Source organism: Halomonas terrestris (genome assembly GCF_049166755.1).
GTDB lineage: Bacteria > Pseudomonadota > Gammaproteobacteria > Pseudomonadales > Halomonadaceae > Halomonas.
The window spans coordinates 49,427-61,948 of record NZ_JBMHFZ010000020.1 but is presented as its reverse complement, the minus strand read 5'-3'; the positions used below and the strand labels follow the sequence as shown (position 1 = coordinate 61,948).

Sequence of the window (12,522 nt, the reverse complement as noted above, 5' to 3'; positions counted from 1 at the left end):
TCGAGACGCACGGCAAAAGCTCGATTATACGTCCGCCGCCGCACCACCGGCAAAAGCGATGCCGGGGCGCGGCTTTCCCTGCGAGGCGGCGAACCGCTAGAATGTGCGGTCCACCAACGGGCAGACGACGCCCGCTCACGGAATGCCGATAACCCTATGCGAAAGGTCTCTGGACTGCTGTTAGCCACCGAACGGCGTGCCATCGCCGGCCTCGCCGGCCTCTACGCCACCCGCATGCTGGGCCTGTTCATGGTGCTGCCGGTACTGGCCCTGCATGCCGACGACCTGAGTGGCGCCACGCCGCTGCTGGTGGGGCTCGCGCTGGGCGTCTACGGCCTGACCCAGGCGGTGCTGCAGATCCCCTTCGGGCTGGTATCCGACCGGCTCGGTCGCAAGCCGGTCATCGCCGCCGGGATGCTGCTGTTCCTGATCGGCAGTGTGGTCGCCGCCCAGGCGGACACCATCGGCGGCGTGATCCTGGGACGCTGCCTGCAGGGCAGCGGTGCCGTGGCCGCCGCCATCATGGCGCTGCTCGCCGACCAGACCCGGGAGCAGGTGCGCACTGCGGCCATGGCCACCATCGGCCTCTCCATCGGCGTGGCCTTCGCCGTGGCCATGGTGCTGGGACCCTGGCTGTCGGCGTGGCTCGGGCTCTCGGCGGTGTTCTGGTTCACCGCCCTGCTCGCCGGCCTGGGGCTGGGGGTGCTGTGGAAGCTGGTGCCGCCGGCCCCGCGCCGGCTGCGACACCGGGACGTGGGGCTCGACCGCGACCAGTGGCGGGCGGTTGTCGCCCGCGGCGACCTGTGGCGCATGGACCTGTCGATCTTCGCCCTGCACCTGATCCTGATGGCGATCTTCGTCGCGGTGCCCTTCCGGCTGGTGGAGGCGGGCATCGAGCCCGGGCGCCATGGGCTGACCTACCTGGGGATCATGCTGCTGGCCTTCGCCGTCATGGTGCCGCTGGTGATCGTCGCCGAGAAGCAGCGGCGCATGAAGGCGATGTGCCTGCTGTCGATCGCCGCCATCACCCTCAGCCTGGGGGGGCTGTCCGGCCTCGCCGAGGAGCGCTGGGGGCTGTTCGGCTGGCTGCTTCTTTTCTTCATCGCCTTCAACCTGCTCGAGGCGACCCTGCCGTCGATGCTCAGCAAGCTGGCGCCGGCCGGGGCCAAGGGCACCGCCATGGGCATCTACTCCACCAGCCAGTTCCTGGGGGCCTTCCTGGGGGGCGTGCTGGGCGGTTTCCTGGCCCAGGAGTGGGGGCTGTCCGCGGTATTTCTCGGCTGCACCCTGCTCGGCCTGGCATGGCTGGTGCTGATGGCCGGCATGACGGCGCCGCGCCACCTCTCGAGCGAAGTGGTGGCGCTGGATGACGAGCACCACGGAGATGCGCTGGAGGCGCTGATGGTGCATCTCGCCGAGGTGGCCGGGGTCGAGGACGTGCTGGTGGTGCCCGAGGAGCGGTTGGCCTATCTCAAGGTGGATCGCCAGCACCTCGACGAGGAGGCCCTGGCGAGGTTGATCGATACACGAAGGGATCGCAGCGGCGTATGATCTGACACAGGGCGCCAATGGCGCCATCATTCTGCACCATCACGAATTCACGACAACAAGGAGTCCCTCATGGCCCGCGGCGTCAACAAGGTCATTCTCATCGGCAACCTGGGGCAGGACCCGGAAGTGCGCTTCATGCCGTCCGGCAACCCGGTCGCCAACCTGCGTCTCGCCACCACCGACACCTGGACGGACCGCCAGAGCGGCCAGCGCCAGGAGCGCACCGAGTGGCACACGGTGGTGATGTTCAACAAGCTTGCCGAGATCGCCCAGCAGTACCTCAAGAAGGGCTCGCGCATCTACATCGAGGGGCGCCTGCAGACCCGCAAATGGCAGGGCCAGGACGGGCAGGATCGCTACAGCACCGAGATCGTCGCCAACGACATGCAGATGCTGGACTCCCGCAGCGGCGGTGACGCCGGCAGCCAGCAGGGCGGCGGCATGGCCCAGCAGGGAGGCTATGCAGGCGGCCAGCAGCGGCCCCAGGGCGGCTATGGCCAGGCGGCCCAGCAGGGTGGCGGCTACGGCGGCGGCCAGCCCCAGCAGCGCCCCACCCCGCAGCCGGCCCCGGCCCCGCAGCAGGGTGGCCAGCAGGGCGGCAACTACGGCGCGCCCGACCCGGGCAGCTTCGACGACTTCGACGACGAGATCCCGTTCTGAACGAGTCGGTCATGATGACGCCCGGGGGGTGCCGGAAGCCCAAGGAGACACCGTGAAGCTGCTGATACTCGATGCCGGCCACTGCCTGAGCCTGGCACTGGTCCGGGAGGCCAACCGGCGCAGTGATACCGAGCTGGTCATCGAGGCCGGCCTGCGGCTCGATCCGGGCCGTCTCGAGGACGTGGCGCCGGACGCCCTGGTGATCCCGCCCCTGGCGCGGCCGATCAGTGCCGAGCCGGCAGCGGTCACCGCCCATGCCGAGGCGGTCGAGGCGTGCATGGAGGCCTGCCTGGCGGTCGGTATCCCCCTGGTGTGGTGTGTCTCCGACCAGCTCTATGAGGATGGTTTCGAGGCGCCGATCGACGAGCATGTCATTCCGCGGCCGCGGGACGAGAGCCTGCGCCGGCTGGTCGCCACGGGCGATCGCATCCGTGCCGAGTGCCCGCAGCACCTGATCGTGCGGCTGGGGCCGCTGTTCGCCCTGGAGGGAAGCCATGCCTGGCTGGGTGAGCTGATCGATACCCTGGTCGCCGGTGGCGAGCTGCGCGGCGAGTCGGACGTGACCTTCTGTCCCACCTCGGTGGATGCCGTGGCCATGGCGCTGATCGGCATGCTGCTGCAGCAGCACTGCGGGGCCGGTGCCTGGGGCAGCTACCACCTGGCCGGTACCGAGCCGGTCAGTGCCTTCACCTTCGTCTCCATGGTGCGCACCCAGCTGTCGACCCGCCTGGAGGGGCGTGGCGAGCACCTGGAGCTGGGCGGTGTCAGGGCCCTCAACCACCACCATGACCAGCCGCTGCGCCGGGTGCTCAACTGCCGCCGGGTGCTGGAGGTGTTCGGCGTGCACCAGAAGCCCTGGCGGCTGGAGCTGGGGCGCATGCTGGATGCCTGGTGCCGGGCCAATGATCACTGCCACCCCGACACGGAGGTCGACGAGAGTCCATGAATGTCCTGCGCAGCCTGCTGTTCTATGCCGGCTACTTCCTGGCCATGCTGGTCTGCGGGGTGCTGTTCCTGCCGGTGGCGCCGCTGCTGCCGCTGCGCGAACGCTACCGGCTGCTCAACCTCTACAATCACTTCATCATCGCCTGGTTCCGCATCGCCTGCGGCGTGCGGTACCGGATCAGCGGACGCGAACGGCTGCCGCAAGGCCCCTGCGTGATCCTCGCCAACCACCAGTGCGAGTGGGAGACGGTCTACCTGCAGTTGATCAAGCCGCCGGTGTGCACGGTGCTCAAGCGCGAGCTGCTCAATATCCCGCTGTTCGGCTGGGGGCTGCGCCTGCTGCATCCCATCGCCCTGGACCGCTCGAAGCCGGCCAGGGCGATGCGTCAGGTGCTCAGCCAGGGCAGGACGCGCCTGGAGGAGGGGTTGTCGGTACTCATCTTCCCCGAGGGCACCCGGGTGGCGCCGGGGAGCCGCAAGCGCTACAACAAGAGCGGGGCGGTGATCGCCTGCCGGGCCGGGAAGCCGGTGGTGCCGGTGGCCCATAACGCCGGCGAGCGCTGGCCGGGGCGCCACTGGGTCAAGAACCCCGGGCGGCTGTCGCTGGTGGTGGGGGAGCCCATCGAGACCGTCGGGCGCACCCCCGAGGAGGTGCTGGTGGAGGTGGAGGCCTGGATCGAGGCACGCCTGGCCGAGATCTCGGAGGTACCGCGCCCGGCCACGGCCGCCCCGCCGGCCACCGAGAAGCCCCTGGCCTGACGCTGACTGCCCCCGCAACGCAAGAGGCGCCCTCATGGGGCGCCTCTTGCATGCCGGCCGGGACACCCCGATCAGTCGCGGAACTTCTCCAGCACCAGGCAGGCGTTGGTGCCGCCGAAGCCGAAGCTGTTGGAGAGCACGCGCTGGACATTCACGTCGTCGCGGCGCGTGGTGACGATGTCGAAGCCGTCGGCCTGCTCGTCGAGGGCCTCGACGTTGGCGGAGGCGGCGATGAAGTCGTGCTCCATCATCAGCAGCGAGTAGATCGCCTCCTGCACCCCGGTTGCGCCCAGCGAGTGGCCGGTCAGCGACTTGGTGGAGCTCATCGCCGGCGTACTGTTGCCGAACACCTCGCGGATCGCCTTGAGCTCGGCCACATCGCCCACCGGCGTGGAGGTGCCGTGGGTGTTGATGTAGTCGATGCGGCCATCCACCGTGGCCAGCGCCTGGCGCATGCAGCGCACGGCTCCCTCGCCGGAAGGGGCGACCATGTCGTGGCCGTCGGAGGTGGCGCCGTAGCCGGTCACCTCGGCATAGATCCTCGCGCCGCGGGCCCTGGCGTGCTCGAGCTCCTCGAGCACCAGCATGCCGCCGCCGCCGGCGATGACGAAGCCGTCGCGGGCCTGGTCATAGGGGCGCGAGGCCTTGTCGGGGGTGTCGTTGTAGTGGGTCGACAGGGCGCCCATGGCATCGAACAGGCACGAGAGGGTCCAGTGCTCCTCTTCGCCACCGCCCGCGAAGACCACGTCCTGCTTGCCCATCTGGATCTGCTCCATGGCGCTGCCGATGCAGTGGGCCGAGGTGGCGCAGGCCGAGGAGATCGAATAGTTGACCCCCTTGATCCTGAACGGGGTCGCCAGGCAGGCGGAAACGGTGCTGCCCATGGTGCGGGTGACCCGGTAGGGACCGACCCGACGCAGCCCCTTCTCGCGCATCACGTCGGCCGCCTCCACCTGGTTGGCGCTGGAGGCGCCGCCGGAGCCGGCGATCAGCCCGGTGCGCTCGCTGGAGACCATCTCCGGGGCGAGGCCGGCATCCTCGATGGCCTGGGCCATGGAGACATAGGCGTAGGCCGCGGCATCCCCCATGAAGCGGCGCAGCTTGCGGTCGATCAGGGCATCGAGGTCGATGTCGACGACACCTGCCACCTGGCTGCGAAAGCCGCGTTCGGCGTACTCCTCCTTGAAGCGAATGCCCGAGCGCCCGGCCTTGAGCGCCTCGAGAACCTGTTGCCGGTCGTTGCCCAGGCAGGACACGATGCCCAGGCCGGTGACTACCACTCGTCGCATGGAAGCCTCCTGATCAGAAGTTCGCGGTGGAGGTGAACAGGCCGACGCGCAGGTCATTGGCCTGATAGATGTCGCGGCCATCGACGGACACGGTGCCGTCGGCGATGCCGAGGATCAAGCGCCGGGTGATGATGCGCTTGATGTCGATCTTGTAGGTGACCTTCCTGGCGTCGGGCAGGATCTGGCCGGTGAACTTCACCTCGCCACAGCCCAGGGCACGCCCGCGGCCGGGGTTGCCCAGCCAGCCCAGGTAGAAGCCCACCAGCTGCCACATGGCATCCAGGCCCAGGCAGCCGGGCATCACCGGGTCGCCGGGGAAGTGGCAGTCGAAGAACCACAGGTCGGGGTGGATATCCAGCTCGGCGATCAGCTCGCCCTTGCCGTGATCGCCGCCGTCTTCGAAGATGCGCGTGATGCGATCGAGCATCAGCATGTTGGGGGCCGGCAGCTGGGCGTTGCCGGGGCCGAACAGCTCGCCGCGTGAGCAGGCCAGCAGTTCTTCGCGATCAAAGGAGTGTTGCTTGGTCACTGAGTCGTTCCGAGAGTCGAAATTGTTGTATGCCGCGAACGGCATGCTGCCGCCTGGCGGCTCGACTAGTCTACTGTCCGTGGCCCGGGAATGCACGTCGGCCCGCCGCGTTGAAGTTCGCTCGCCCGTGACGGGTTACAGTTGTAGCGGCTGCTGCCGATACCGGTGGTAGCGAACCGCCCGCGCCGGGCGCGACCTCACCCAACTTCCCGAGTCGAGCCTTTCCCCATGTGGCCAGCCTTCTCGCTCAACCGCCCCCTGCTCTGGACCGGCCTCGCCGCCCTCTCGGCGAGCGTCTGGCTGCCCGGTGTGGCCCTGCGCCTGGCGGCCGCCTCCCTGGTGGCGCTGGGCCTGATGGATGCCTGGCGCCAGGTTCGGCAGGAACACCTGCGTGCCCGGCTGGGCCAGGACGCCCTGGCCCTGTCGGAGGACGGCGTGATCATCACCGACGCCGACAATCGCATCCAGGCGGTCAACCCCGCCTTCACCCGCATCACCGGCTACACCGCCGAAGAGGTGCTGGGACGCAACGCCACCACCCTCTCCGCCCCGCGTCATGACAAGGCCTTCTTCGAGCGCTACTGGCAGACCCTGCGCAGCACCGGGCGCTGGGAGGGGGAGATCTGGAACCGCCGCAAGCACGGCGACGAGTATCCCGAGTGGCTGCGGGTCCGGACGGTGAGCGACGACCGGGGGAGGATCACCCACCATGTCTGCCTGTTCACCGATATCTCGATGCACAAGGCCCGCGAGCGGGACCTGCGCCGCATCGGCTTCGAGGATCCGCTCACCGGCCTGCCCAACCGCCGTCGCCTGCACGACCTGCTCGACTCGCGGCTGCGCCACCTGCGGGCCGGCGAGAGCCTGGACATGGCGCTGATCGACATCGACGGCTTCAAGTCGATCAACGATGGCCTGGGGGTGGAGATGGGCGATCGCCTGCTGGCACGCTTCGGCCAGCGACTCGCCGGTCACGTGGCCGGTGGCGTGGTGGGGCGACTGGGTGGCGACGAGTTCATGGTGATCCGCACCACCACCTTCGATGACCATGACCACTGGATCGCCGGCCTCCAGGCTCACCTGGGGGAGCCCTTCGAGATCGAGGGCAACACCCTGCGCTTCGGCCTGACCATCGGCAGCTGCCGGGCGCCCGAGGACGGCCGGGAGTCCGGCGTGCTGTTCCAGCGGCTGGAGTCGGCGCTGTATTCCGCCAAGCGCCACGGGCGCAACCACAGCCAGCGCTTCCGGCCGGCCCTGGACGTCCAGGACAGTCCCCAGCTGGGGCTGGTCAACGAGCTGCGCAACGCCCTGGCGACCGGCACCCAGCTGGAGCTCCACTACCAGGGACAGCACCACCTGGCGGATGGCGCCCTGGTGGGGCTCGAGGCCCTGCTACGCTGGCGGCACCCGCGGGACGGGATGATCTCCCCGGCGGACTTCATTCCCCTGGCCGAGCGCCATGGGCTGATGGCCTCACTGGGCAACTGGGTGATCGACCAGGCATTGTCGCAACTGGCGCGCTGGCGGCGCCTCGGCATGCCCGAGGTGCCGGTCTGGATCAATGTCTCGGCGCTGCAGATGTTCCAGGGAGAGCTGGAGACGGCGCTCGCCGCCGGGCTCGCCCGGCACGACATGCCGGCCGGGATGCTCGGCCTGGAGATCACCGAGTCGGTGCTGCTCGACGAGCGGGCCGGCGATATCTCGCCACGCCTCGGCGTGCTGCGCGAGCGGGGCCACCCCATCGCCATCGATGACTTCGGCACCGGCTACTCCTCGCTGGGCTACCTCAAGAAGCTGCCGCTGGACAAGCTCAAGCTCGATCGGGCCTTCATCAAGGCGCTGCCCGACGACCGGGCCGATGCCGCCATCGTCGGCGCGGTGCTGGCCATGGCCCGGGGGCTCGAGCTCGAGGTGATCGCCGAGGGGGTGGAGACGATCGCCCAGCGCGACTTCCTGAAGGCGGCGGGCTGCTCGCTGGTGCAGGGCTTTCTCTATGCCCGCCCCCTGCCGGCGGAAATGCTCGAGGCTCAGTGGCAGGACCACGACTCGTCCGGGGGGGCGCCCGATGGGGCTCGGGTGGCGGTCGAGGTGCCGGCCTAGCCCGGCGATCACGGGGCGCCGGCCAGCGGGGCCGGCCTGGCGGCGGGCTTGGCCAGCAGCAGGTGGCAGGTGCCGATGGTGCGCTCCAGGAAGCCCCCCTCGCAGTAGCAGAGGTAGTAGCGCCACATGCGGATGAAACGCTCCTCGTAACCGAGCTTCCTCACGGTATCCAGGTTCGCCTCGAAGCGGTGGCGCCACTCGCGCAGGGTGCGGGCGTAGTGCAGCCCGATCTCGTCCAGGGCCAGGACATTGAGCGAGGTGCAGCGGGTGAGGCTGCGCAGGATGGCGTGGTGGGAGGGCAGGAAGCCGCCCGGGAAGATGTGGCGCTTGATGAAGTCCATCTCGCGCTTGGCCTCGTCGAAGCGCTGGTCGCGGATGGTGATCGCCTGCAGCATGGCCAGACCGTCCTCGGCGAGCAGCCGGTCCAGGGTCGCCAGGTAGGTGTCCAGGTACTGGTGGCCCACCGCCTCGATCATCTCCACCGAGATCAGCCGGTCGTACTGCCCCTCGAGCTCGCGGTAGTCCCGCTGGAGCAGGGTGATCCGCTCGCCCAGCCCCTCCGCCTCGATGCGCCGCGCGGTGTGGGCGTACTGCTCCGCGGAGATGGTGGTGGTGGTGACCCGGCAGCCGCGGGTCCTGGCCGCATGGATGGCCAGCCCGCCCCAGCCGGTGCCGATCTCCAGCAGGTGGTGCTCGGGGCGCACGTCGAGCTTCTCCAGCATCAGGTCGAGCTTGTGGGTGGAGGCCTCCTCCAGGCTGGCCTCGGCGTGGGGGAAGACCGCGCTGGAGTACATCCGGTGCTGCCGGTCGAGGAAGGTGGCGAAGAGGTCGTTGCCGATGTCGTAATGGGCGGCGACATGGCGGCGGGCCCCCCGGCGGGAATTGCGCTGCAGCGCTTGCAGTGCGCCGCGCAGCCAGCGCCCCAGGCGGGCGGTGCCGTTCTCCAGCTCGCCGTTGACCCGCTCCAGGTTGAGGGCCATCAGGCGCACCAGTGCCACCAGGTCGTCGGCGTCCCAGTCGCCGTCCATGTAGGCCTCGGCGGCGCCCACGCTGCCCCCCAGGGCGAGGCGCCTCCAGGCCCGGCTGTCGCGGATCACCAGGGTCACGGCGAGGTCGCCACCCTGGCCCAGGTGATGGCGCCGATGGCCCTCGATCAGGGTGATGGTCCCCCCTTCCAGGCCATCGAGCCGGGCGAGCAGGCGCGGCCTCAGCCAGCGGGTCAGGCGGTCGGCATCGGCCGGCAGGGGGCGGGTGGTGCTGGCAGAGCGCAGGGTGTTCACGACGAACTCTCCTTACGGGATCTCGTGGCGGGGCCGGGGTGGTCGTGGATCGGCACGCGCTTGAGCCACAGGCGCAGCGCCTCGACGTGGATGCCGGCCAGGGTCTTGAGGCTCATCCACGGCTGGCGGGCCAGGGTCGCGAGCAGCACGCGGCGGGTCGCTGGCCGGGCGTCGAGCGTCAGGGTGGCGTCGAAGTGGCGTTCTCCCGCCTTCCAGTTCTCCATGTGCATCGCCAACCGTTCGCCGGGGGTGTTGAAGCGCCAGCGGTAGGTCATGTCCATGGGGTTGAAGGGCGAGACGTGCATGGCCTTGTCGAACTCGGCCACATGGGCATGGCGCTCCGGCGTCACGGCACAGGCGTAGCGGGTGCGTTCCCCCCAGGGGGTGTTGCTCACCTCGCCTAGCACCGCGCGCAGCTCGCCGCGGGCGTCATGGGCGTAGTAGAGCGATACCGGGTTGAAGCCCAGCCCCAGGGTGCGCAGCTGGGTCAGCACGCAGATCCGACCGTCCGGGGCGCTGCCCAGTTGGCGCTCCAGCTCCTCGCGCACCGCCTGCTTCAGCGGGCGGTCATGGGGCGCGAGATAGTCCTCGCGGCGGAAACGCGCCAGGGCGGGGCGCCGGGCGCTGAAGCCGGGGACCCCGTCGAACAGCTCGGGCAGCTCGTCGAGGTCGAGCCAGGCCATCCATACCCCGTAGGAGAAGGCGTGGGGCCTCGGCAGGAAGCGTCGATGCCGCAGGCTGCCGCGATAGATGCGCGAGCGGGGGGCCGCGATCATGCCGGAACCCCCTCGTCGGCGACCCGCCCGGTGGCGGCCGGTTCGGCCGGCGTGCCCTCCTCGTCACAGCCCAGCGCCCGGGCGACGCGCAGCGCGCTCCAGACGCCATCCTCGTGGAAGCCGTTGCGCCAGTAGGCGCCGCAGTAGTGGGTGCGCCGGTCGGGCCCGGAGATCTCGCCGTGGCGCGCCTGGGCCGCCTGGCCGGCCAGGGTGAACCGGGGGTGGGCATAGGTGTAGCGGCCGAGCACCCGGGCCGGGTCGATGGCCTGGCTGTCGTTGAGCGTCACGCAGAAGGTGTGCGGGGCGCTGATGCGCTGCAGGATGTTCATGTCGTAGGTCACCGAGACCCTGGAGGCCTCGTCGCGGCCGTCGAGGCGGTAGTTCCAGCTCGCCCAGGCGCGCCGCCGGCGCGGCAGCAGCCGGGTGTCGGTATGCAGCACCACCTCGTTGTCCTGGTAGGGCAGGGCGCCGAGCACCTCGCGCTCCGCCGCCGTGGGATCCTCGAGCAGCGCCAGCGCCTGGTCGGCGTGGCAGGCCAGCACGACCTGGTCGAAGGCCTTGACGCCGGCATCGCTTCTCACCTCGACTCGGTCGGCATGGCGGCGGATGCCGCGGACCGGGGTGGCCAGCCGGATACCGCCGGCGTAGGGCGCGGTCAGGGCCGGGATGTAGCGGCGCGAGCCGCCCACCAGGGTATGCCACCGGGGCCGGTCGTCCACCGAGAGCAGGCCGTGGTGGCGGAAGAAGCGCACGAAGAACAGCAGCGGGAAGTCGCGCAGGTCGCGGATGCTGGCCGACCAGATCGCCGCCCCCATGGGCAGCAGGTAGTGGCGCTGGAAGTCGGCGCCGAAGCCGTGGGCATCCAGCCAGGTGCCCAGGGCCATGGCCGGGTCGAGCCTGCCATCCTCCAGCGCCCGGGTGGCCTCGCGGTTGAAGCGCAGGATGTCGCGCAGCAGGCGGTGGAAGCTCGGGCGCAGCAGGTTGCGGCGCTGGGCGAACAGGCTCGCCAGGGTATGGCCGTTGTACTCGAAGTCGCGGGCCGTCTCGTGGACCGAGAAGCTCATCTCGGTGGGCTGGGTCGCCACGCCGAGCCGTGCCAGCAGCCGCTGGAAGTGCGGGTAGGTCCAGTCGTTGAAGACGATGAAGCCGGTGTCGATGGCGTAGTGGCGACCCTCGAGTTCCACGTCGACGGTCGCGGTGTGGCCGCCGAGGCGCGAGTCGGCCTCGAACAGGGTGACTTGGTAGCGGCTGGAGAGGTACCAGGCGGCAGCCATGCCGCCGATGCCGCTGCCGATCACGGCGACGCGCGGGCCGCCTGCCCGGGCGGGAGGTGACGGGAAGGATGCGGTCATGGCGTGGCCTCTGGGGCGGGCTGTTGCCGGGTCATGCGCAGGCCCAGCCGGAGGCGTAGGGCCGGGGGCAGGATGCCCATCAGCCTGACCAGCAGGGTGAAGCGGCGCGGGAAGTGGATGTCCAGGCGGCGCCTGGCCAGGCCGTCGAGGATCGCCTCGGCGGCGGCATCGGCGCCGAGGCGCAGGGGCATGGCGAAGTCGTTGCGGTCGGTGAGCGGGGTCTCGACGAAGCCCGGGTGGATGAGGCAGACGCCGATGCCCTCGGCGTGCAGGTCCAGGCGCAGCGACTCCATGAAGTGACTGAGCGCCGCCTTGGAGGCGCCGTAGGCCTCGGCGCGCGGCAGCGGCACATAGGCGGCCGCGCTGGAGGTGGCCGCGATCAGCGGCCGGCCGCCTTCGGCCCGGGCCCGGCGCAGTAGCGGCAGGGCTGCCTCCACGCCGTGCAGGGCGCCGAAGAAGTTGCAGGCGAAGACGCGCTCCACCAGGGCCGTGTCGAAGTGGCGGGCCTCCAGGTACTCGCAGGTGCCGGCGTTGAGGATCACCAGGTCCAGCCCGCCGAAGGCCTCGGCGAGGCGCTCCCCGGCCCGCTGCACCGTGCCGCGGTCGGCCACGTCCAGCGGCAATGGCAGGGCGTTGTCGCGGCCCTCGGCCAGCTCGGCCAGCGCCGACTCGCGGCGGGCACTGAGCGCGACCCGGTGGCCCTGGTCCAGCAGCCGCTCGGCCAGGGCACGGCCGATGCCCGAGGACGCCCCGGTCAGCCAGATGCGCTGGGTACCCTGCGATGCCATCATGCCGCTCCCCTCGATCATTGCCCGCGGCCTGGCGGATTCAATGCCCCAGCCGCTCCTTGACCAGCTTCACCGCGCCGCCCAGCAGCGGCAGGCGCTCGTAGACCATGGCGCCGACATCGAAGTAGTCGCGATGCCTCGCCACCCGGGCGGTGTCGTTCGCCGCAAAGTCCAGCTGCGAGCAACCCTCCACGGCGATCTCCCGACCGCCATCGAGCCGCGGGTGCACCAGCCTCATGCGCCAGGTGACGAAGGCGGTATTGCCCTGGCGCTGCTGATGATGGAAATCGAATTGGCACGATGTGACGTTCTCGTACAGGGAGCTGAAGTAGGCTTCCAGGGCCTCTCGGCCTTCGATGCGCTGCAGGGGATCGATGAAGACCGCGTTATCTGTGTAGAACATGTATAGCTTTTTTGTACATGTCTTGTCTAGTTTATTGAAGAAGGCGCAGAAGGCCTCCAGGGCGGGGTCCCGGGTCATGGCGATGTCCTC

General features: G+C 69.9%; 12 protein-coding genes. 5 read left to right on the top strand and 7 right to left on the bottom strand.

Annotated elements, in window-relative coordinates; translation table 11 throughout:
- The first annotated feature begins 156 nt into the window (after positions 1-156).
- The 4 genes from ACOMD9_RS16860 to ACOMD9_RS16845 all read left to right on the top strand — a co-directional run bounded on the left by ACOMD9_RS16860 (position 157) and on the right by ACOMD9_RS16845 (position 3,915).
- Positions 157-1,551, top strand: a complete 1,395-nt coding sequence (locus ACOMD9_RS16860) for an MFS transporter (RefSeq protein ID WP_421417146.1) — start codon at positions 157-159, stop codon at positions 1,549-1,551.
- A gap of 69 nt (positions 1,552-1,620) precedes the next feature.
- Positions 1,621-2,211, top strand: coding sequence for a single-stranded DNA-binding protein (gene ssb / locus ACOMD9_RS16855; RefSeq protein WP_421417145.1), 591 nt, complete (start codon positions 1,621-1,623; stop codon positions 2,209-2,211).
- Positions 2,212-2,263: 52 nt separating this feature from the next.
- Positions 2,264-3,157: a sugar nucleotide-binding protein gene (locus ACOMD9_RS16850; protein ID WP_421417144.1), complete on the top strand. Its 894-nt coding sequence runs from the start codon at positions 2,264-2,266 to the stop codon at positions 3,155-3,157.
- Positions 3,154-3,915 carry a lysophospholipid acyltransferase family protein gene (locus tag ACOMD9_RS16845; RefSeq protein WP_421417143.1) on the top strand — a complete coding sequence of 254 codons (762 nt, stop codon included), beginning with the start codon at positions 3,154-3,156 and terminating at the stop codon, positions 3,913-3,915. The genes ACOMD9_RS16850 and ACOMD9_RS16845 overlap by 4 nt, the downstream gene beginning before the upstream one ends.
- A 71-nt stretch (positions 3,916-3,986) precedes the next feature.
- On the opposite strand, the gene fabB is transcribed toward ACOMD9_RS16845, so the two are convergent.
- Together fabB and fabA are read right to left on the bottom strand one after the other, a co-directional pair.
- Positions 3,987-5,204 carry a beta-ketoacyl-ACP synthase I gene (gene fabB / locus ACOMD9_RS16840; RefSeq protein ID WP_421417142.1) on the bottom strand — a complete coding sequence of 406 codons (1,218 nt, stop codon included), beginning with the start codon at positions 5,202-5,204 and terminating at the stop codon, positions 3,987-3,989.
- Positions 5,205-5,217: 13 nt separating this feature from the next.
- Positions 5,218-5,733, bottom strand: a complete 516-nt coding sequence (gene fabA / locus ACOMD9_RS16835; RefSeq protein WP_421417141.1) for a 3-hydroxyacyl-[acyl-carrier-protein] dehydratase FabA — start codon at positions 5,731-5,733, stop codon at positions 5,218-5,220.
- A 228-nt stretch (positions 5,734-5,961) separates the two neighbouring features.
- Between fabA and ACOMD9_RS16830 the strand changes: the two genes are divergently transcribed.
- Positions 5,962-7,833 (top strand): putative bifunctional diguanylate cyclase/phosphodiesterase, encoded by a 1,872-nt coding sequence (locus ACOMD9_RS16830; RefSeq protein ID WP_421417140.1) that lies wholly within the window; start codon positions 5,962-5,964, stop codon positions 7,831-7,833.
- Positions 7,834-7,841: 8 nt separating this feature from the next.
- Here the strand turns inward: ACOMD9_RS16830 and ACOMD9_RS16825 are convergent, their stop codons facing one another.
- Genes ACOMD9_RS16825 through ACOMD9_RS16805 form a run of 5 tightly spaced genes read right to left on the bottom strand, consistent with a single transcriptional unit; the run spans position 7,842 to position 12,510 of the window.
- Positions 7,842-9,113, bottom strand: a complete 1,272-nt coding sequence (locus tag ACOMD9_RS16825; protein ID WP_421417139.1) for a class I SAM-dependent methyltransferase — start codon at positions 9,111-9,113, stop codon at positions 7,842-7,844.
- Entirely contained in the window at positions 9,110-9,889 is a 780-nt protein-coding gene (locus ACOMD9_RS16820; RefSeq protein ID WP_421417138.1) for a DUF1365 domain-containing protein, read from the bottom strand. The genes ACOMD9_RS16825 and ACOMD9_RS16820 overlap by 4 nt, the downstream gene beginning before the upstream one ends.
- The gene (locus tag ACOMD9_RS16815; RefSeq protein WP_421417137.1) at positions 9,886-11,241 is read right to left on the bottom strand and encodes an NAD(P)/FAD-dependent oxidoreductase; all 1,356 of its coding nucleotides are present in this window, start codon (positions 11,239-11,241) and stop codon (positions 9,886-9,888) included. The genes ACOMD9_RS16820 and ACOMD9_RS16815 overlap by 4 nt, the downstream gene beginning before the upstream one ends.
- On the bottom strand, positions 11,238-12,032 hold the full coding sequence (locus tag ACOMD9_RS16810; protein ID WP_421417136.1) for an SDR family NAD(P)-dependent oxidoreductase: 795 nt from the start codon (positions 12,030-12,032) through the stop codon (positions 11,238-11,240). The genes ACOMD9_RS16815 and ACOMD9_RS16810 overlap by 4 nt, the downstream gene beginning before the upstream one ends.
- A gap of 37 nt (positions 12,033-12,069) precedes the next feature.
- Positions 12,070-12,510 carry a nuclear transport factor 2 family protein gene (locus tag ACOMD9_RS16805; protein WP_421417134.1) on the bottom strand — a complete coding sequence of 147 codons (441 nt, stop codon included), beginning with the start codon at positions 12,508-12,510 and terminating at the stop codon, positions 12,070-12,072.
- Positions 12,511-12,522 lie beyond the last annotated feature (12 nt).